The organism is Variovorax atrisoli 110B, from assembly GCF_000382045.1.
Lineage (GTDB): Bacteria > Pseudomonadota > Gammaproteobacteria > Burkholderiales > Burkholderiaceae_C > Variovorax > Variovorax atrisoli.
The window spans coordinates 259548-279986 of sequence record NZ_KB907458.1 but is presented as its reverse complement, the minus strand read 5'-3'; the positions used below and the strand labels follow the sequence as shown (position 1 = coordinate 279986).

The 20439-nt window shown below is 68.4% G+C and carries 18 protein-coding genes; 11 read left to right on the top strand and 7 right to left on the bottom strand.

Translation table 11 applies throughout. The features are described 5' to 3' along the window. From cyoB to trhA, 7 genes are all read left to right on the top strand, one after another. Positions 1–2004 (top strand): cytochrome o ubiquinol oxidase subunit I, encoded by a 2004-nt coding sequence (cyoB, locus tag G369_RS0124410; protein ID WP_019656673.1) that lies wholly within the window; start codon positions 1–3, stop codon positions 2002–2004. Beyond that, positions 1997–2659 (top strand): cytochrome o ubiquinol oxidase subunit III, encoded by a 663-nt coding sequence (gene cyoC / locus G369_RS0124405; RefSeq protein WP_019656672.1) that lies wholly within the window; start codon positions 1997–1999, stop codon positions 2657–2659. Before cyoB ends, cyoC begins: the two co-directional genes overlap by 8 nt. Next, the gene (cyoD, locus tag G369_RS0124400) at positions 2656–3066 is read left to right on the top strand and encodes a cytochrome o ubiquinol oxidase subunit IV (protein WP_019656671.1); all 411 of its coding nucleotides are present in this window, start codon (positions 2656–2658) and stop codon (positions 3064–3066) included. The genes cyoC and cyoD overlap by 4 nt, the downstream gene beginning before the upstream one ends. Continuing rightward, positions 3066–3872: an SURF1 family protein gene (locus G369_RS0124395; RefSeq protein WP_019656670.1), complete on the top strand. Its 807-nt coding sequence runs from the start codon at positions 3066–3068 to the stop codon at positions 3870–3872. The genes cyoD and G369_RS0124395 overlap by 1 nt, the downstream gene beginning before the upstream one ends. Next, entirely contained in the window at positions 3826–5283 is a 1458-nt protein-coding gene (locus tag G369_RS0124390) for an ATP-binding protein (protein WP_019656669.1), read from the top strand. The genes G369_RS0124395 and G369_RS0124390 overlap by 47 nt, the downstream gene beginning before the upstream one ends. Beyond that, a complete protein-coding gene (locus tag G369_RS0124385; protein ID WP_019656668.1) occupies positions 5264–5815 on the top strand; it encodes a response regulator transcription factor in 552 nt (183 codons plus the stop codon). Before G369_RS0124390 ends, G369_RS0124385 begins: the two co-directional genes overlap by 20 nt. Positions 5816–5944: 129 nt before the next feature. Beyond that, entirely contained in the window at positions 5945–6562 is a 618-nt protein-coding gene (gene trhA / locus G369_RS0124380) for a PAQR family membrane homeostasis protein TrhA (RefSeq protein WP_038115711.1), read from the top strand. 107 nt (positions 6563–6669) lie between these two features. On the opposite strand, the gene G369_RS0124375 is transcribed toward trhA, so the two are convergent. Genes G369_RS0124375 through G369_RS0124365 form a run of 3 tightly spaced genes read right to left on the bottom strand, consistent with a single transcriptional unit; the run spans position 6670 to position 8627 of the window. After that, positions 6670–6897: a SlyX family protein gene (locus G369_RS0124375; RefSeq protein WP_019656666.1), complete on the bottom strand. Its 228-nt coding sequence runs from the start codon at positions 6895–6897 to the stop codon at positions 6670–6672. A gap of 46 nt (positions 6898–6943) precedes the next feature. Beyond that, entirely contained in the window at positions 6944–7840 is an 897-nt protein-coding gene (locus G369_RS0124370) for an SDR family oxidoreductase (protein ID WP_019656665.1), read from the bottom strand. Positions 7841–7883: 43 nt separating this feature from the next. After that, entirely contained in the window at positions 7884–8627 is a 744-nt protein-coding gene (locus G369_RS0124365; RefSeq protein WP_019656664.1) for an SDR family oxidoreductase, read from the bottom strand. 126 nt (positions 8628–8753) lie between these two features. Between G369_RS0124365 and G369_RS0124360 the strand changes: the two genes are divergently transcribed. Then, complete coding sequence (locus tag G369_RS0124360) at positions 8754–9650, top strand: LysR family transcriptional regulator (RefSeq protein WP_019656663.1); 897 nt, start codon at positions 8754–8756, stop codon at positions 9648–9650. Position 9651: 1 nt separating this feature from the next. On the opposite strand, the gene G369_RS0124355 is transcribed toward G369_RS0124360, so the two are convergent. Beyond that, a complete protein-coding gene (locus G369_RS0124355; RefSeq protein ID WP_019656662.1) occupies positions 9652–11163 on the bottom strand; it encodes an MFS transporter in 1512 nt (503 codons plus the stop codon). A gap of 111 nt (positions 11164–11274) precedes the next feature. On the opposite strand from G369_RS0124355, the gene G369_RS0124350 reads away from it, so the two are divergent. Next, positions 11275–12168 carry a LysR family transcriptional regulator gene (locus tag G369_RS0124350; RefSeq protein ID WP_019656661.1) on the top strand — a complete coding sequence of 298 codons (894 nt, stop codon included), beginning with the start codon at positions 11275–11277 and terminating at the stop codon, positions 12166–12168. 63 nt (positions 12169–12231) lie between these two features. Here G369_RS0124350 and G369_RS36260 read toward each other — a convergent pair whose 3' ends face one another. The 3 genes from G369_RS36260 to G369_RS0124335 all read right to left on the bottom strand — a co-directional run bounded on the left by G369_RS36260 (position 12232) and on the right by G369_RS0124335 (position 16769). Continuing rightward, the gene (locus G369_RS36260) at positions 12232–12636 is read right to left on the bottom strand and encodes a hypothetical protein (RefSeq protein WP_019656660.1); all 405 of its coding nucleotides are present in this window, start codon (positions 12634–12636) and stop codon (positions 12232–12234) included. Beyond that, the gene (locus tag G369_RS0124340) at positions 12633–14153 is read right to left on the bottom strand and encodes an AAA family ATPase (protein WP_019656659.1); all 1521 of its coding nucleotides are present in this window, start codon (positions 14151–14153) and stop codon (positions 12633–12635) included. Before G369_RS0124340 ends, G369_RS36260 begins: the two co-directional genes overlap by 4 nt. Positions 14154–14252: 99 nt before the next feature. Next, entirely contained in the window at positions 14253–16769 is a 2517-nt protein-coding gene (locus G369_RS0124335) for an ABC transporter permease (RefSeq protein WP_019656658.1), read from the bottom strand. A 201-nt stretch (positions 16770–16970) separates the two neighbouring features. Here G369_RS0124335 and G369_RS0124330 point away from each other — a divergent pair, with 201 nt between their 5' ends. Further along, on the top strand, positions 16971–17264 hold the full coding sequence (locus G369_RS0124330) for a hypothetical protein (RefSeq protein ID WP_019656657.1): 294 nt from the start codon (positions 16971–16973) through the stop codon (positions 17262–17264). A gap of 94 nt (positions 17265–17358) precedes the next feature. Beyond that, entirely contained in the window at positions 17359–20436 is a 3078-nt protein-coding gene (fdnG, locus tag G369_RS0124320) for a formate dehydrogenase-N subunit alpha (protein ID WP_145760880.1), read from the top strand. Positions 20437–20439: the final 3 nt, after the last annotated feature.

Sequence of the window (20439 nt, the reverse complement as noted above, 5' to 3'; positions counted from 1 at the left end):
ATGTTGCAGAACCTAGACCTGACGAAGCTCGTCTTCGGCCGCCTCTCCTGGGAGGCGATTCCCTTGCACGAGCCGATCCTGCTCGTGACCTTTGCCGGCGTGGTGCTGGGCGGCCTGGCCGTCCTGGGCGCACTGACCTACTTCAAGCTGTGGGGCACCCTGTGGCGCGACTGGATCACCAGCATCGACCACAAGAAGATCGGCATCATGTACATCATCCTGGGCCTGGTGATGCTGCTTCGCGGCTTCGCCGACGCGCTCATGATGCGCGCCCAGCAGGCCATCGCCTTCGGCGACAACGCGGGCTTCCTGCCGCCGCACCACTACGACCAGATCTTCACCGCCCACGGCGTGATCATGATCTTCTTCGTGGCGATGCCGCTGGTCACGGGCCTCATGAACTTCGTGGTGCCGCTGCAGATTGGCGCGCGCGACGTGGCCTTCCCGTTCCTGAACAACTTCAGCTTCTGGATGACCACCTTCGGCGCCGGCCTGGTGATGGCGTCGCTGTTCGTCGGCGAGTTCGCCAAGACGGGCTGGCTGGCCTATCCGCCGCTGTCGGGCATCCTCTTCAGCCCCGACGTGGGGGTCGACTACTACATATGGTCGTTGCAGATAGCGGGGGTGGGCACATTGCTGTCCGGCGTGAACCTGCTGGCCACCATCGTGAAGATGCGCGCGCCCGGCATGACCATGATGAAGATGCCCGTCTTCACCTGGACCGCCCTGTGCACCAACGTGCTGATCGTCGCCGCCTTCCCGGTGCTGACCGCCGTGCTGGCCCTGCTGTCTCTCGACCGCTACGCAGGCACCAACTTCTTCACGAACGACCTCGGCGGCAACGCCATGATGTACGTGAACCTGATCTGGATCTGGGGCCACCCCGAGGTGTACATCCTGATCCTGCCGGCCTTCGGCATCTTCTCGGAAGTGGTCTCCACCTTCTCGGGCAAGCGCCTCTTCGGCTACGCCTCGATGGTGTACGCCACGGTCGTGATCACCATCCTGTCGTACCTCGTCTGGCTGCACCACTTCTTCACCATGGGCTCCGGCGCCAGCGTGAACTCGTTCTTCGGCATCACGACGATGATCATCTCGATCCCGACGGGCGCGAAGATCTTCAACTGGCTGTTCACCATGTACCGCGGCCGCATCCGCTTCGAGCTGCCCATGATGTGGACCATCGGCTTCATGATCACCTTCGTGATCGGCGGCATGACCGGCGTGCTGCTGGCCGTTCCCCCGGCCGACTTCGTGCTGCACAACAGCCTGTTCCTGATCGCACACTTCCACAACGTGATCATCGGCGGCGTGCTGTTCGGCATGCTGGCGGGCATCACCTACTGGTTCCCGAAGGCCTTCGGCTACAAGCTCGACCCGTTCTGGGGCAAGTGCTCGTTCTGGTTCTGGATCGTCGGCTTCTGGTTCGCCTTCATGCCGCTGTACATCCTGGGCCTGATGGGCGTCACCCGCCGCATGAACCACTTCCAGGACATGTCGCTGCAGATCTGGTTCCAGATCGCCGCCTTCGGCGCCGTGCTGATCGCCCTGGGCATCGCCTCGTTCCTGATCCAGCTGGTGGTGAGCTTCATCCGCCGCGACCAGTTGCGCGACACCACCGGTGACCCGTGGAACGGCCGCACGCTGGAATGGGCGACCTCGTCGCCGCCGCCGGCCTACAACTTCGCGTTCACGCCGCGCGTGCACGACAACGACGCCTGGTCCGACATGAAGGCCCGCGGCTACCAGCGTCCGCTGGAAGGCTTCAGCCCGATCCACATGCCCAAGAACACGGCCGCCGGCTTCATCATCGCGGGCCTGAGCGCGGTGTGCGGCTTCGCGCTGATCTGGCAGATGTGGCTGCTGGCCGGCATCGGCTTCGTCGCCATGCTCGCCGCCACGATCATCCACACCTTCAACTACAAGCGCGACTACTACATCCCCGCGGAAGAAGTCGTCCGTACCGAAGAAGCGCGCACGCGCCTGCTGGCTGCCAATGTCTAACAGTACCGCCCTCCACTCCAGCCACACGAACACCGTGGGCAACGCCGCGAGCGTGCCCACCTTCGAGGTGTTCAACGTCCGCAACGAAGACCATCACCCCGAGAACGGCACGCTGCTGGGCTTCTGGCTCTACCTGATGAGCGACTGCCTCATCTTCGCCTGCCTGTTCGCGGTGTACGGCGTGCTGGGCCGCAGCTATGCGGCCGGCCCCTCGGGCGCCGACCTGTTCGACCTGCCGCTGGTGGCGATCAACACCTCGCTGCTGCTGCTGTCGTCCATCACCTATGGCTTCGCCATGCTGCAGATGCAGCAGCGCCGCATGGGCGGCGTGCTGCTCTGGCTGGCCATCACCGGCCTGCTGGGCGCGGGCTTCATCGGCCTGGAGCTATATGAATTCGCGCACCTGATCCACGAAGGCGCGGGCCCGCAGCGCAGCGCCTTCCTGTCGTCGTTCTTCGCGCTGGTGGGCACCCACGGCCTGCACGTGACCTTCGGCATCATCTGGCTCATCGTGCTGATGATCCAGCTGCCCAAGCACGGCTTCACCGCCGCCAACCGCCGCCGCCTGATGTGCCTGTCGATGTTCTGGCACTTCCTGGACGTGGTCTGGATCGGCGTCTTCACCTTCGTGTATCTGATGGGATCGCTGCAATGAGCGCGCACACCGAAACCGCCGGCCACGGCGCACATGGCCACGACGATCACGGGCACGGTCACGATGACGGCCCGGTGAGCCACAGCACCTTCAAGGGCTACATGACCGGCTTCGTGCTGGCCGTGATCCTCACCGCCATTCCGTTCTGGCTCGTGATGGGCAAGGTCTTCGACAAGCCCGGCACCACCGCCCTCGTCATCCTGGCCTTCGCCGTGGTGCAGATCGTGGTGCACATGGTTTACTTCCTGCACATGGACGCGAAGTCCGAAGGCGGCTGGAACATGCTGGCGCTGATCTTCACGCTCGTGCTCGTGGTCATCACGCTGGCCGGTTCGCTGTGGGTCATGTACCACATGAACACCAACATGATGCCGCACTCGGTGCACGACATGAAGAACATGCCCTGATGGCGGAGCAGGCCGTCCGCCAGCGCTCCACCGCCGCACGGGTGGCGCTGGCGGTCTGCGCCGCCCTCGCCTTCGCCGGCTTCGTCGCGCTCGGCACCTGGCAGGTCGAGCGCAGGGCCTGGAAGCTGGATCTCATCGCACGCGTCGAACAGCGCGTGCACGCCCCGGCCAGCGCGGCCCCCGGGCGGACCGAATGGCCCACGGTCAACGCGGCCAACGACGAATACCGGCATGTCCGCCTTGCCGGCACCTTCCTTCACGACAAAGAGACGCTGGTGCAGGCCAGCACCAAGCTCGGCGCCGGCTTCTGGGTGCTGACCCCGCTTCGCAGCAGCGCCGACGGCAGCATCGTGCTGGTCAACCGCGGCTTCGTGCCTCCCGAGGCGCAGAAACGCGCGGCGCGTACCGCGACCGAGCCCAAGGGCGAGACCACCGTGGACGGCCTGCTGCGCCTGACCGAGCCCAAGGGCGGCTTCCTGCGCAAGAACGATCCGACCGGCGACCGCTGGTTCTCGCGCGACGTGCAGGCCATCGCCGCCGCGCGCGGCCTGGCCGACGTGGCGCCGTACTTCGTCGATGCGGAAGCCGTGCCTGCAAAGTCCGGCGCCCCGGCCGCCGACACCCCCGCCTGGCCCGCCGGCGGCCTGACGGTCATTTCATTTCCCAACAGCCACCTCGTCTATGCCCTGACCTGGTATGGCCTGGCCCTGATGGTGCTGATCGCGGCCTGGTTCGTGCGGCGCAGCGAAAATGCGGCCCATGCCGACGCCCGCCCCGCCGACCAAGATGCCCGCCGCGACGGCTGAAGCCGCCGCGGTCGCGGGCGAACTGCACCCGCCCCGCGCCGGCGTCGCGAGCCTCGACAACGCCATCGGCCACCAGAACATGCAGCAGCTGATCCAGCTGCGCTGGTTCGCCGTGGTCGGGCAGGTCGCCACCATCCTGGTGGTGCACTACGGCTTCGAGATCCGGCTGCCGCTGGACCACATGCTGCAGGTGCTGGCCTGCCTCGCCCTCTTCAACATGGTGAGCCTGCTGCGCTCGCGCAGCCATCGGCGCGTGACCAACGGCGAGCTGTTCGTCGCGCTGCTGGTGGACGTGGCCACGCTCACTGCGCAGCTCTACCTGAGCGGCGGCGCGACCAACCCCTTCGTGTTCCTCTTCCTGCTGCAGGTGACGCTCGGCGCGGTGCTGCTGAAGGCATGGTCGACCTGGACCATGGTGGTCATCACCAGCATCTGCTTCGCCGGGCTGGCGCTGTTCTCGCGCCCGCTCGCGCTGCCACTGGACCATGACCGGGGCCTGTGGAGCCCGTACATCCAGGGCATGCTGGTGTGCTTCGCGCTCAATGCGGCGCTGCTGGTCATCTTCATCACCCGCATCAGCCGCAACCTGCGCGCGCGCGACGCGCGTCTGGCCGACCTGCGGCAGCGCGCCTCGGAGGAAGAGCACATCGTGCGCATGGGCCTGCTGGCCTCGGGCGCGGCGCACGAGCTGGGCACGCCGCTTGCCACGCTCGCGGTGATCCTCGGCGACTGGCGCCGGCTGCCGCATTTCAGTTCCGACCCCGAGCTGCTGACCGAAGTGGCCGAGATGGAACTGCAGATCCAGCGCTGCAAGAGCATCGTGAGCGGCATCCTGCTGTCGGCCGGCGAGGCGCGCGGCGAGTCTTCGGAGGAAACCACCGTCAGCACCTTCCTCGACGACCTGGTCGAGGAATGGCGCACCACCCGCCCGGTGGAGGATTTCGAGTACGACAACCGCTTCGGCCGCGACCTGCCCATGGTTTCCGACTCGGCCCTCAAGCAGATGATCTGCAACGTGCTCGACAATGCGCTGGAGGCGTCGCCCCACTGGCTGCGCCTCGAGGCGGCGCACGACGCCGACGCGCTGACGATCACTGTCACCGACGCAGGCCCCGGCTTCCTGCCGGCCATCCTCAAGGAGTTCGGCAAGCCCTACCAGTCGAGCAAGGGCCGCGCTGGCGGCGGGCTGGGGCTGTTCCTGGTGGTGAACGTGGCGCGCACCGTGGGCGGCCGCGTCGCGGCGGCCAACCGGCCCGAGGGCGGCGCCGTCGTGAAGATCACGCTGCCGCTCGCGGCCATCGTGCTCGAGGAAGAAGAGACGGAAGTGGACGACGACGCGGACGACGAGGAAGCCCTCGCGGCCGCCGGCAGGACCATCGGAATGGAAGGCAATGAGCGAAACCGGAGCTGAAGCGCAGCGCCAGCTGCTGATCGTCGAGGACGACGGCGCCTTCGCGCGCGCGCTCGGCCGCTCGTTCGAGCGCCGCGGCTATGCGGTGGCGCACGCGAGCAACCTGGCCGAGGTCGAGGCGCTGCTGGCCACCGCCACGCCCGGCTACGCGGTGGTCGACCTCAAGCTCAACGGCGAGGCCTCGGGCCTGGCCTGCGTGCAGATGCTGCACCGGCACAACCCGAAGATGCTGATCGTGGTGCTCACGGGCTTCGCGAGCATCGCCACCGCGGTGGAAGCCATCAAGCTCGGCGCCTGCCACTACCTGGCCAAGCCCTCGAACACCGACGACATCGAGGCCGCCTTCGGCCGCGCCGTCGGCACCACCGAGGTGGAGTTGACCAACCGCTCCACCTCGATCAAGACGCTCGAATGGGAGCGCATCCACGAGACGCTGGCCGAGACCGGCTTCAACATCTCGGAGACCGCGCGCAGGCTCGGCATGCACCGGCGCACGCTGGCGCGCAAGCTGGGCAAGCAGCAGGTCAAGTAGGCAGGCACTCTCGGCTCCCGCCCCCACACACTCATTGCGCACGGACAGACGATGACCTTTTCGCCACCCTCTTCCCCGCCCCCGCAACGCAGCAAGACCGCCGTCCTCACCGCACGCGACCAGACGGCGATGGAGGAGCTCTTCAACGCCCTCAGCCATGGCCTGGGCCTTGCGCTCGCGATCGCCTCGCTGCCGATCCTGGTCTACAGCGCCGCACAGAAGGGCCAGGCCGCGGCCGTGGTCGGTGCCAGCCTCTTCGCGGGCACGGCCATCGTGCTGTACCTGATCTCAACGCTCTACCACGCGCTGCCGATCGGCCGCGCCAAGGCCTGGTTCAACCGGCTGGACCACGCGGCCATCTACCTCTTCATCGCGGGCAGCTACATGCCCTTCCTGTTCGGCGTGCTGCGCGGCCCGCTGGGCTGGACGCTGTTCGGCGCGATCTGCGCGGCCGCGGCGCTGGGCGTGGGCGCCAAGCTGTTCAACCGGCTGAAGCATCCGCTGTGGTCCACCGGCCTGTACGTGGCGATGGGCTGGATGGCGCTGATGGCCGCCGTGCCGCTGTACGAGCGCATGTCGGCCGCAGGCCTGGGCTGGCTGGTGGCCGGCGGGCTCTTCTACACGGCCGGTGCGGTGGTGTTCCTGTTCGACAACAAGGTGCGCTTCGCCCATTCGGTGTGGCACCTGTTCGTGCTTGCCGGCAGCACCTGCCACTTCTTCGCCGTGCTCTGGCATGCGCATGGCTGACCGCTGATTCCAGGAACACCACGGAACCGGCTTTGCCGGGCCATCGGTGTTGCCCCCGGCGAGGGGGTTGGCGCAGCGACACGAAGTGCGCGAAGCCTGGGGGAGTATCAATAGTGCGGTGGGAGTTCGTCGCGCGGGTTGCGCGCGGCGCCGTCCTGGCCTGAGCTCTGCATCTGCTCCTTCAGTTGAGTGACCTGCAGGATCAGCCGGTCGATCTGCTGCTGTTGGCGGTAGATCGTCATGTTGAGCTGGTCGAGCAGGTCTTCGGCGTAGCTCGACTTGATCTCGAGTTCGGTCACGCGTTCGGCAATGAGGTCGTGGGACGGGTTTTCCATGCCGCTATTGGACAGGAAGACCGCCCTGCTCTTCGTGACGCCTTGTTCAGCGGCGCACCTTGGCCTCCAGCAGGTCGGCCATGCCGATGCGCTTGGCGAACTCGATGCGCACGCGCTCCGACACCTCGAAGACCTCCGCCGCACCGTCGCCGACGAAGTCGACCACCGACCGCATCGGCCGCGTGCCGACGGGCATGCCCACGATGCGCACGATCTCGTCGGCCACGGCTTGCGGGTCGGCGCCGTCGGGCATCAGCGCCGAGAGGCGCGCGCCGATCTGGTCCATGAGTCCGTCGTAGCGGGCATAGGCTGCGGCGATGGCGGCATCGGCTGGCCTGCCCGCGCTCGGGAAGTGGTCGGTGCCCTTGGTGAAGGCGCCCGGCACGACGATGGAAGTCTCGATGCCGAAGCGCGCGATCTCGTAGGCCAGCGTGACGGCCAGCGAATCCATCGCAGCCTTCGCCGCGCCGTACGGCCCCATGAACGGCGGAAAGCCTCCCTTGGTGGTCGTGCTGCTGATCCACAGCATCAGGCCCGATTCCTGCGCCCGCAGGTACGGCAGCACCGCACGGTTCACGCGCTGCGCACCGAGCACGTTGGTGTCGAACACCTTCGCGATCTCTTGCGGCGTGAAGGCCTCCGTGGGCCCGACCACGAGATGGCCGGCGTTGTGCATCACCACGTCGAGATGGCCCTGCTCGCGCACGATGGTCGCTGCGGCGGCATCGGCCGACTCCTGCGAGAGCACGTCGAGTTCGAGCGGGTGCAGCTGCAGCTTCTTCTGCGCGGCCAGCGCGCGCAGTTCGGCGGCGCGGGCGTTGTTGCGTCCGGCGATGTCGCGCATCGATGCGTAGACGACGTGGCCCGCCTCGGCGAGCGACAGTGCTGTGAGCTTTCCGATCCCGCTGCCGGCACCGGTGACGAGGACGATCTGCTTCTTCATGGCGTGTTTCTCCTTCGGGATTGTTTCGCTTGGAGCCCGCCGCTCAGGCGAGTCCGCCGTTGGCGCGCAGGATCTGGCCGTTGACCCAGCCCGCGTCGGGCCCGGCAAGGAAGGACACCACCGATGCGATGTCCTCGGGCTGGCCCAGGCGCTGCAGCGGCGGCATCTTCGCGAAGGCCTGGACCTGCTCCTCGGTCTTGCCGTCGAGGAAGAGCGAGGTGGCGATCGGGCCCGGCGCCACGGCGTTCACCGTGATGCTGCGGCCGCGCAGTTCCTTGGCGAACACGTGCGTGAAGGCCTCGACCGCCGCCTTGGTGGCGTTGTAGATCGCGTAGCCGGGCATGTTCAGCGCGAGCGTGGTGCTGGAGAAGTTGACGATGCGCCCGCCCTCGTTCAGGCGGGCGGCGGCCTCGCGCAGCGTGTTGAAGGTGCCGCGCACGTTGATGTCGAAGCTCTGGTCGTACTGCGCGTCGCTGTGCTCGGCCAGCGGCAGGGTCTTGAGCACGCCGGCGTTGTTGACCAGGACGTCGACCTTGCCGAGTTGCGCCTCGACGACGTCGAACATGGCGCGCACTTCGTCGCCGCGGGCCACGTCGGCCTTGACGGCGATGGCTCTGCCGCCAGCGGCCGTCAGCTCGGCGACGAGGGCGTAGGCCTGCGCAGGGCTCGATGCGTAGTTGACGGCGACGGCGAAGCCGTCCCTGGCGAGGCGCTGCGCGACAGCGGCGCCGATGCCGCGCGATGCGCCGGTGACGATGGCGACCTTGTGGGTGGAAGGGCGGGTCATGGCTGGTGTCCTTTGCGGTGGAGGTTGGTTGGTGAGGCGAATCTTCGATCGTTCCGCCCAGAAGATAATCAGCACCTGATCGCCATTAATATTCCATTTACTTCAACAATAGACCGCAAGCCGCCCATGGACCGCTTCCAGGAAATGCAGGCCTTCGTGCGCATCGCAGAGCGCCAGAGCTTCACGCAGGCGTCCGAAGACCTGGGGATTCCCCGCGCGACCGTCACCAACCTGATCAAGCGCGTGGAGCAGCGCATCGGCACCCGGCTGCTGGAGCGCACCACCCGCACCGTGCGCCTCACGCAGGACGGCGAGGCCTACTACCGCCGCTGCGTGCGGCTGCTGGCCGACGTGGAGGAAGCCGAGGGCCTGTTCCGCGACGCCGCGCCCAAGGGACTGCTGCGCGTGAACCTGCAGGGCACGCTGGCGCGGCATTTCGTGGTGCCGGCGCTGCCGGGCTTCCTGGCGCGCTACCCCGAGCTCGAACTGCACATCGGCGAGGACGACCGCCTCGTCGACCTGGTGCGCGAAGGCGTCGATTGCGTGCTGCGCGCCGGCACGCTGCAGGACTCCTCGATGATCGGGCGGCGCGTGGCGCTGCTGCCGCAGGTCACGGTCGCGAGCCCCGCCTATCTGGAGGCGCACGGCGAGCCCCGCAGCCTGGAGGAGCTGGCCTTGCACCGCGCCATCCACTACGTTTCCAGCGCCACGGGCAAGGCCCTGCCGCTCGAATTCACCGTCGACGGGCGGGTGACGAGCGTGCAGCTCGGCGGCATCGTCTCGGTGACCGGTGCCGACCTGTACACCGGCTCGGCCGTCGCGGGACTGGGCCTGGTGCAGGTGCCGCGCTACCGCGTGGTGGGCGAACTGGCGCAGGGGCGGCTGAAGGTGCTGTTGCCCGAGTTCGCGCCGCCGCCGATGCCCGTCTCGGTGCTCTACGCGCAGAACCGGCAACTGTCCTCGCGCGTGCGCGTGTTCACGCAGTGGCTGCGCGACATCTTCGAGGCCGCCGAAGCAGCCTGATTCAGCAGGCCGTCGACTCCAGCGCCACGGCGCCGGCCTCGGCGTGCGTCTCGCCGCGCAGGAAAGCGAACACGACGAGCGCCGTCAGCACCGTCACCCCCGCCAGCACGCACAGCAGCGTGCCGAACGCCGCGCCATACGCGTGCAGCAAGGCCGCGCGGTCCATGCCGGGCAGCAGCGCCAGCGCCTGCGCGAGGTTGCCGGTGGTCACGCGCTGCGCCGCCTGCGATGCGCCGGCGACTTGCCCCAGATGCGCCGTCACCAGCGCGGTCAGGCCCGCTCCGACGAGTGCCAGCGCGATGCCCTCCCCCGCCACCCGCACCGTGTTGAAGATGCCCGAGGCCATGCCTGCGCGCTCGCGCGGCACCACGCTCACGGCCAGCCCGTCCATCAGGCCCCAGGGCAGCCCGATGCCGGCGCCGATCAGCAGCAGCGGCCACGCCATCCCGGCGAGCGGCGTGCCCGGCGCGCAGCGGCTGAGCCAGAAGAGGCCTGCAGCGCACACCAGCAGTCCGACGGCCGAGATCGCGCCGGCCGAGAACCGGTGCGCCAGCGATGCCGCCAGCGTCGGAACCACGAGGATCGGCCCCGAGAGCGCGAACATGAAGGCGCCCGCCTCGATCGCGCTGCGCCCTTCGAGTCCCACGAAGCGGATCGGCAGCAGCACCAGCAGCACGACGAAGCCGTAGGCCGGCGCGGCCGCAAGCAGCTGCACCCCGACGAAGCGCGGAAAGCGGAACAGCGACAGGTCGAGCATCGGATGCGGCACGCGCCTTTCGATGGCGACGAAGACCGCGCCCATCGCCGCCGAGCCCGCGAGCGCACCGAGCACCCAGGGGCTGCCCCAGCCGCTGTCTGGCGCCTGCAGCACGCCCAGCGTCAGCAGGCTCAGCGCGGCGGTGAAGCTCAGCGTGCCCGGCACGTCGAGCCCCATCGCCTGCGGGTTGCGCGATTCGCGCATCGCCAGCGAAGCGATGCACAGCGCCGCGAGGCTCACCGCGCCGGGGCTCAGCATCACCGCCTGCCACCCGAAGCGCTCCGCGAGCCAGCCCGACACGATCGAGCCGCAGGACAGCCCCACGCCGAACGAGGTGCCGATCAGGCTGAAGGCCCGCGTGCGCGCCGCGCCGTCGAACACCTGTGCCAGCGCGGCCGTGCCTGCCGCAAAGGCTGCGGCCGAGCCCAGCCCCTGCAGCGCGCGCGCCAGGTCGAAGGCCACGATGCCCGGCGCCAGGGTCAGCAGCGAGGCGCTGAGCGCCACCACCGCGAGCCCCAGCAGGAAAACGCGCTTGCGCCCGTATGCATCGGCCAGCGCCCCGGCGGCCATCAGCGTGGCGCCGAAGCTCAGCATGAAGGCGTTGGTCACCCAGTTGAGCTGCACCGGGCTGCCGCCCAGCGCATCGCGCACGGCGGGCAACACCACCGCCGGGCCTGTGAAGCTCAGCGGCATGCCCAGCGCCGCGAGGCAGACGGCGGCCAGGAGCCAGTTCCTGGAGGAAGAAGAAGCGGACATCGGAACGTGCTTTCGCGGAAGGTGAAAAGGAAGGCACGAAGATAGAAAGGAATCAATGCACTGAGAATCGCCTCATTGCTCCACACACTCCCAACCAAAGGTTGCCAATCCATGGACAGCTTCAGCGGACTCGAATCCTTCGTGCGGGCGGCCGACCTGTCGAGCTTTGCCAGGGCCGGCCGGCTCCTGGGCATATCGGCCTCGGCCGTGGGCAAGAACGTCGCGCGGCTCGAGGAGCAGCTCGGCGTGCGCCTTTTCAACCGCACCACGCGCCACATGCGGCTGACGCAGGAAGGCGCCCTCTTCCACGAGCGCTGCCGCCGAATCCTCGACGAGCTGGACGACGCGCGGTCCATGATGCAGGACGCCGTGGCCGCGCCGCGCGGCCGCTTGCGCGTGAGCCTGCCGACCATCGGCTACCGCTTCCTGCTGCCGATCCTGCCTGCCTTCAGGCAGCGCTACCCCGAGATCGAGCTCGACCTCGACTTCAACGACCGGCTGGTCGACGTGATCGCCGAGGGCGTCGACGTGGCGATCCGCAGCGGCGAGCTGGTCGACTCGCAACTGGTGGCGCGCCGGCTCGGCCCGTTCCGCTTCGTGCTCGTCGCCTCGCCGGCCTATCTCGAGCGCCACGGCGTGCCGCAGACGCCGGCCGACCTCGCGCGGCACGCCTGCCTTCGCTACAAGTTCGCCACCGGCGGAAAGATCGAGGACTGGGACCTGCCCGGCCTGCCCGCGCAGCTGCCGCCCGGCCTGCTGTGCAACAACATGGAAGCCATGCTCGGCGCGGCAGTCGCCGGCCTCGGCGTGGCCTACATGCCCGACTTCCTCGCGCGCGACTCGCTGTGCCGCGGCGAACTGCAGCGCGTGCTGGCCACGCACCTCGTGCGCCAGGGCCAGTTCACGGCGCTGTGGCCGTCGAGCCGTCAGCTGTCGCCGAAGGTGCGGGCGTTCGTGGACTTCGCGGGGGAGCACATGTTCAGGGAGGAAGCGATGGCGCCATGAACCGAGGAAAAGCCTGCACATGCGGCGCATGGTTGGCGCCGCATGAGTTGAAAGGCCTGCCCGTCAGGCGACTTCTGCCGGCTGCTCCGCTTGCTGACCGATGGCGGCGACCGGCTCCTCGACGCTTTGCGCCACGGGGGTTTCCGCGGACATGGCAGCCACGGCGACCGGCGCCGCCGCGACGGGCTCGACTGGCTTGGTGCTCTCGGCGACCGGCGGCTTCGTCGATTCGGGCGTCGCAGGCGTAACGGCCGGCGCAGCGACTGCGACAGGTGCTGCTTGTGCCGGCTTGGCGCTTTCCACGACGACCGGCTCTACCGCTTCGGGCTTGGCTGCATCGATCTTCGCGGGAGCGGCAGCCTCCGCCGCATCAGCCATCGCGGGCGCAGGCGCGGCCACCGCGACAAGTGCCGCTTCCACCGGCTTCGCGCTTTCCACGACAACGGGCTTGGCGAGTTCTGGCTTCACGGCTCCGGCTTGGCCGTCTCGGCGGACTTTGCCGACTTCGCAGGCCTGGCGGGCGCGGGCTTCACCGGTTCCTGCGTCGCAGCCAGCGGCTTCGCAGCGTCCTGCGTCACCGGCTCGCTCGCCATCCGGCTCAGCGCCAGCGCGGCCTTCAGCGGGAACAGTGTGCGCTCGTCGCCCTCGGCAGCGTTGCTCACCGTGGTGCCCGCCGTTTCGCTCAGGCTCGCGGTGCGCACGGCGTCGAGGCGGTGGGCGGGCACCATGAACGGCGAATGCGTGGTGTAGATGACCTGGTTGCCGGCGAAGTCCTTTTCGAGGTGCGCCAGCAGGTCGGCCTGCGAATGGGGGTGCAGGTGCAGGCCGGGTTCGTCCAGCAGCAGCACGGCGTCCTCGGCCCGGCCGCCGCGGGTGTCGGCGAAGAAGGCGACGTAGAACGAGAAGAACCACTGGAAGCCGCGGCTGCGCTCCTCCAGGTTCACCTCGACTTCGTAGGCGGCGTTCGGGTCGGACACCAGCGTGTCGAGGTACTGGCCGTCGAGGTTGAAGCGCACCTTCAGCGCACGGTCCTTCCAGAGGCGGCGGATCTCGGCGGTCACCACCGAGCCGGCGCGGTTGACGAGCTGGTTGCGCGTGGCCTGGTCGTTCTTCTCGAGCAGGGCCTGCAGCTGCCGCAGGTCGAGCCCCGCGACCTTGCACAGCCTGCCAAAGCTCTGCTGCTCGGGCGTGAGCTGGCCCCAGCCCTCGCGCCCCAGGTATTCGGCGATGTTCTGGCGCCCGGGCAGCGCCGGGTATTCGTCGACGTAGACGAAGCGCGGCAGCTTGCCGACGACCCATTCCCGCGCGCGCTCCAGCGCGGGCGCGTCGTTGGCGATGGCGAGGGCCATGTCTTCCAGCTCGCCGAGCATCTGCTCCTGCTTGTCGCTGAGCTCGGCGCCGGCCACGGCCAACGCCTTGCGCAGGGCCTGCGCCGCCTTGACCGCGCCGGCCGACCACCTGATGTAGTCGGGGCTCATGATCATCGCGGCGTCGAAGAGGTCGGCTTCCTGGTCCAGCGCGGCCTTCGCCTCTTCTGCGACCTTCTCGGCCGCGGCCTTGACCGCCGGCACGATCTTGCGCACCTTGCCCTTGATCTCGCTCACGTCCAGCGACAGGGCACCGAGTCCTTCGAACCCGGCCGTGCGGACGGCGGCATAGCCGCGGCTGGCGGTGACGTGGCGCACGCCCGCCGCGCGCGGCAGGATCGCGGCCAGTTCGGCCTGCTCGCTCTCGTCGAGGCTCCAGCGCGTGAACACGACGGGCGTGTCGCCCGTGCACTCTTCCAGGCGGCGATGGCGCGGGAAGTCCTTGATGGGGCTGAGTTCGGCGATGCCTTCGGCAGGGTTCAGGCTGTGCAGCGCGCGCAGCAGGTTCGATTTGCCGCTGTCATTCCGGCCGAGGATCGTGGTGATCTGCGTGGAGTCGATGAGGCCGCTGTCGTTGATCGAGCGAAAGTTGGTGATCTGGAATGACGCCAGGCGCATGCGGGAATTTCTCTCTTCTTGAAATGGATACGGGGCCGGGGAATGTATTGCATCCCCGGCCCTGTCTTGCTTCGCATCGCCACGAAGAAAAGAAAAAAATTACTCGGCCGCGCGCCGCAAGGTGTCGACCACCGGCCGGCGCAGCACCTCGCGCAGGCCCCACCATCCGGCGCCGAGCGCCAGCACCGCCCCGGCCAGCGCGCCGGCGACCGGCACCAGCGGCGAGGCGGTCCAGGTGAACTCGAACACGAAGCGCGCGAGCCCCCAGCCGATGAGCGCAGCCACGATGCTCGCGAGGAAACCCGCGAGCAGGCCCACGCCCGCGAGCTCGGCGCGCTGTACCTGCCGCAGCAGGCTGGCACGCGCGCCCACCGCGCGCATCACCGCGAACTCGCGCGCGCGTTCCTCGCGGGTGGCCGTCACCGCGGCAAAGAGCACCACGAGACCGGCCGCGAGCGTGAAGCCGAACAGGAACTCGACCGCGCGGATCACCTGGTCGAGCACGCGCTGCACCTGGTTGATGGTGGCGCTCATGTCGACGTTGGTCACGTTCGGATAGCTGCGCACCAGCGCGTTGTCGAAGCCGCGCGTCTCGGGCGCGCGGAAGGCGCCCATGTAGGTGGTGGGCACGTCGGCCAGCGAGGCCACCGTGTACATCACGAAGAAGTTGGCGTGCATCGAGCCCCAGTCGACCTTGCGCAGCGAGGTGATGCGCGCATCGTTCTGCATGCCGCCGATGTCGAAGCGCAGCACGTCGCCCATCTTCAGGCCCAGCGTCTCGGCCAGGCCCTCTTCCACGCTCACCTCGCCGGACGCGCCGGGTGTCCACTTGCCCGCGGTGATGCTGTTGTGCGGCGGCGCCTCCAGGCTGTTGCTGAGATTGAATTCGCGGTCGACCAGTCGCTTGGCACGGTCCTCGGTGTAGTCGTCGGGCGAGACCGGCTTGTCGTTGATGGCCACGAGCCGCCCGCGGATCATCGGGTACCAGTCGAACTTGCTCACGCCTGCATCGCGCAGCGACTTCTGGAAAGCCTCGCTCTGGTCGGGCATGACGTTGATGACGAAGCGGTTCGGCGCGTCGGGCGGCGTGGCCTGGCGCCAGCTCGCGACGAGGTCGGTGCGAAGCAGCACCAGCAGCACCAGCGCCAGCAGCCCCACCGAGAGCGCGCTGACCTGTACCACCGCATAGGCCGGCCGCGCCGAGATCTGCCGCGTCGCCAGCACCAGCCAGCGCGGCGCGGTCGTTTCGTTGACGCTGCGGCGCAGCACCTTCACTGCCAGCCAGCTCAAGAGCGCGAACACCGCCACCGCCCCCGCGAAGCCGCCGACGGCGATGAGCCCCAGCTTGATGTCGCTGCTGGCCGCCATCAGCAGGGCCGCGAAGCCCGCGATGCCGACGCCCAGCACCGCGAGCGACGCGGGCTTGAGCCCGCCCACGTCGCGCCGGATCACGCGAAGCGGCGGGACGCGCGCCAGCTGCAGCACCGGCGGCAGGCCGAAGGCGAAGAGCAGCGTGAGCCCCATGCCGAGCCCGAAGGCCACGGGCCACAGCGTGGCCGCGGGCAGCGCGGTCTCGACCAGCCCCGCCAGCAGCAGCACGAACACGTAGTGCACCGCGAAGCCGATGGCCACGCCCAGCGCGCTGGCCACGATGCCGATCACCGCGAACTCGAAGGCATAGGCCACCGCGATGGTGCGCTGGCTCTGGCCGAGCACGCGCAGCATCGCGCAGTCGTCGAGGTGGCTGGCCGCGAAGCCGCGCGCGGCCAGCGCCACCGCCACGGCCGACAGCAGCGCAGCCAGCAGCGCGACGAGGCTCAGGAATTTCTCGGCGCGATCGAGCGTCTGGCGCATCTCGGGCCGGCCGCTTTCGAAGGAATCGAGCCGAACGCCGCGAAGTTCGCCCTTCTTGATGGTGGCGTCGGCCCAGTCGGTGAAGCGCTTGACCGCGGCGTCGCTGCCGGCCACGGCATATCGGTAGCCCACGCGGCTGGCCGGCTGCACGAGCCCGGTGCGGGCCACGTCGGCCTGGTTGAGCATCACGCGCGGCGAAAAGCTCATGAAGCCGGCGCCGCGATCGGGCTCCAGCGTGATGACGCGGCCTACGCGCAGGCCGGTGTCGCCCAGCAGCAACGTGTCGCCGACCTTCAGGCCCAGCGAGTCGAGCAGCGAGGCATCGACCCAGGTCTCGCCCGGCGGCGGGATGTCGCGCGTGACGGCACCCGCGCCATCGATGGTGGTGGAGGTCTGCAGGCTGCCGCGCAGCGGGTAGCCCGTGGTCACCGCCTTCAGCGCCACCAGCTTGCTGGCGCCGCCCTGCGCGTCCTCGGCGCGCGCCATGGTCGGGAAGCCGTAGGTGGAGGAGCCCTGCAGCCCCAGCGACTTGGCCTGCGCCACGAAGGCCTCGGGCGTCGGGTTGTCGCTGACGATCACCGCGTCGCCGCCCAGCAGCTGCCGCGCGTCGCGCTTGAGCCCGCCCTGCAGCCGGTCGGCGAAGAAGCCGACGGCCGTGAGCGCGGCCACGGCCAGGAGCACGGCGACGATCAACAGGCGCAGCTCGCCGGCACGCAGGTCGCGCCAGAGCGTGCGCCAACCCAGGCGAAGGGAGGCATTCATGGCCGCGACGATAGCCGAGAGGCTCGCTCGCAGCCGGATTCGAGGGTTATTGCCGGTTTTGGCCTACTTGCCCGCACACCGGCCCTGCCGCATGATGCGACTCAAACACCCCTTCGCTCCGATCAGACATTCTTTGGCGGCGGCGGCGGGGCAAATAAAAACATTCCACTATCTGGCGATCCTTTCCCCGAAGGAGTGTCGATGTTGCAATCTCAGCGCCTGCGAACCCTGGGTCTGTGCCTGGCCCTCGGCGTGCTCTTGAGCGCCTGCGATCCCAAACCCCCCGCCCCCAAGGCCAGCGCCGGCACGACCGGCGCCAGCCCCACCGGCATCACGCCTGCCGAGTCCGGCGACAAGGTCGAGTCCACCACGTCCCACAACGGGCCGTCCGAAGGCGGCGCAGCCGTCGGCGGCATGAGCGGCCCGGGCGGCGCCGGCTCGTCCGGCGGCGCGGCGCCCGCGCCCAGCGCTGGCGACGGTTCGGCGCCGAAGTAGCGCGGCTTGCCAGCTTTCGTTCGAGTTACCCGCAAGAAGAAAAGAAGACCACGATGAAACGACCCCCCACTTCACCGCCGCAGGAGGTTCCGTCATGGACATGAACCGCCGGCAATTCTTCCGCGTCAGCAGCGCGGGGCTGGTCGGCTCCAGCATCGCCGCGCTCGGCTTCTCGCCGACCGCCGCGCTGGCCGAGGCCCGCAACTTCAAGCTCGCGCGCACCACCGAGACACGCAACACCTGCCCGTACTGCTCGGTGGGCTGCGGCCTCATCATGTACAGCCTTGGCGACAAGGCGAAGAACGTGGTGTCCGACATCCTCCACATCGAGGGCGATGCCGACCACCCCGTCAACCGCGGCACGCTGTGCCCCAAGGGCGCCGGCCTGCTCGACTTCGTGCACAGCCCCATGCGCCTGAAGTACCCCGAGGTGCGCGAACCCGGCGCCACGGAGTGGAAGCGCATCGGCTGGGACGAGGCGCTCGACCGCATCGCCAAGCTGCTGAAGGCCGACCGCGACGCCAACTTCCAGACCACCAACGCCGACGGCAAGACCGTAAACCGCTGGACCAGCTCCGGCATGCTCTGCGCCTCGGCCTCGTCCAACGAAACCGGATACATCACGCACAAGGCATTCCGCTCGACCGGAATGCTGGTGTTCGACAACCAGGCACGCGTCTGACACGGACCTACGGTGGCCAGTCTGGCCCCGACGTTCGGCAGAGGCGCGATGACCAACCACTGGCAGGACATCCAGAACGCGGATGTCGTGCTGATCATGGGCGGCAACGCCGCGGAGGCGCATCCGTGCGGCTTCAAGTGGGTCATCGAAGCCAAGAAACAGAACAAGGCCCGCCTGGTGGTGGTCGACCCGCGCTTCACGCGCTCGGCCGCCATGGCCGACTACTACGCGCCGATCCGCGCGGGGTCGGACATCGCCTTCCTGGCGGGGGTCATCAACTACCTGCTGAGCAACGACAGGATCCAGACCGAGTACGTCCGCAACTACACCAACGCGACCTTCATCGTCGGCCCCGACTACAAGTTCGAGGACGGCCTGTTCAGCGGCTACAACGCCGAGAAGCGCAACTACGACCCCAAGTCGTGGGGCTACGCGCTCGACGAGCAGGGCATGGCCAAGGTCGACATGAGCATGCAGGACCCGAACTGCGTGCTGCAGGTGATGAAGCGGCACTATTCGCGCTACACGCCCGACATGGTGAGCCGCATCACCGGCACGCCGAAGGACAAGTTCCTGAAGGTCTGCGAGTACATCGCGAGCACCAGCACCTCCCAGCGCACCATGACCATCATGTACGCGCTGGGCTGGACGCAGCACAGCCAGGGCTCGCAGATGATCCGCACCGGCGCCATCGTGCAGCTGCTGCTGGGCAACATCGGCGTGCCGGGCGGCGGCATGAACGCGCTGCGCGGCCACAGCAACATCCAGGGCCTGACCGACCTGGGGCTGCTGTCGAACTCGCTGCCGGGCTACATGTCGCTGGCGCGTGACAGCGAGCAGACGCTGGAGGACTACTACAAGACCCGCGCGCTCAAGCCCCTGCGTCCCAACCAGATGAGCTACTGGCAGAACTACCCGAAGTTCTTCGTCAGCATGCAGAAGTCGTGGTGGGGCGACGCGGCCACGGCGGAAAACGAGTGGGCCTTCCACTACCTGCCTAAGATCGACAGGCTCTACGACGTGCTGCAGGCCTTCGAGCTCATGAACCAGGGCAAGCTCAACGGCTACATCTGCCAGGGCTTCAACCCGGTGGGCTCCTTCCCCGACAAGAAGAAGATCGTCGACGGGCTCTCGAAGCTCAAGTTCCTGGTCACCATCGATCCGCTGCAGACCGAGACCAGCGAGTTCTGGCGCAACTTCGGCGAGTTCAACGACGTCAAGAGCGCCGACATCCAGACCACGGTGTTCCGCCTGCCTTCCACCTGCTTCGCGGAGGAGGACGGCTCGCTCACCAACTCCAGCCGCTGGCTGCAGTGGCACTGGAAGGGCGCGGAGCCGCCGGGCGAGGCCAAGGGCGACATCGAGATCGTCGCCGGCATCTTCAACCGGCTGCGCGCCGCCTACGCCAAGGACGGCGGCGCCTTCCCCGATCCGATCGTCAAGCTCACCTGGCCCTACAAGATTCCGCACTCGCCCTCCGCGCAGGAACTGGCGATGGAATACAACGGCCGCGCGCTCGCCGACCTGACCGATCCGAAGGACCCGACCAAGCCGCCGCTGGCCAAGGCCGGCGAACAGCTCTCGGGCTTCGGCCTGCTGCGCGACGACGGCAGCACCGCCAGCGGCTGCTGGATCTACTCGGGCGCATGGACGCAGGCCGGCAACCAGATGGCGCGGCGCGACAACGCCGACCCGTACGGCATCGGCATGGTGCAGAACTGGGCGTGGGCCTGGCCGGCGAACCGGCGCATCCTCTACAACGGCGCGTCCACCGACCCCGCCACCGGCAAGCCATGGATCGCCAGGCGCGGCCTGATCGCGTGGAACGGCAAGCAGTGGGCAGGTTCGGACATTCCCGACATCCGGCCCGACGCCAACCCGACGGAAGCCGACGCGGTGCGCCCCTTCATCATGACCGCCGAGGGCGTGGCGCGCCTGTTCGCGCCCACCGGCATGGCCGAAGGACCGCTGCCCGAGCACTACGAGCCGTTCGAGTCGCCGCTGGTCAACAACCTGATGCACCCGAACAACGAGAAGGCGCGCGCCAACCCCGCGGCACGCATCTTCAAGGGCGACCTCGAGAGGCTCGGCGTGCCGAAGGACTTCCCGTACGTGGCGACCAGCTACCGGCTCACCGAGCACTTCCACTACTGGACCAAGAACGTGCGCACCTCGGCCATCATCCAGCCGCAGCAGTTCGTCGAGATCGGCGAAGAGCTCGCGAAGGAGAAGGGCATCGGCCACGGCGACATGGTCAAGGTGTCGAGCAAGCGCGGCTACATCAAGGCCGTGGCCGTGGTCACCAAGCGCATCGTGGGACTGCAGGTGGACGGGCGCACGGTCCATACCGTGGGACTGCCGAACCACTGGGGCTTCGTGGGCATCGCCAAGCCCGGCTATCTGGTGAACACGCTGACGCCGTTCGTGGGCGACGCGAACACGCAGACGCCGGAGTACAAGTCCTTCACCGTAAACATCGAGAAGGCCTGAACG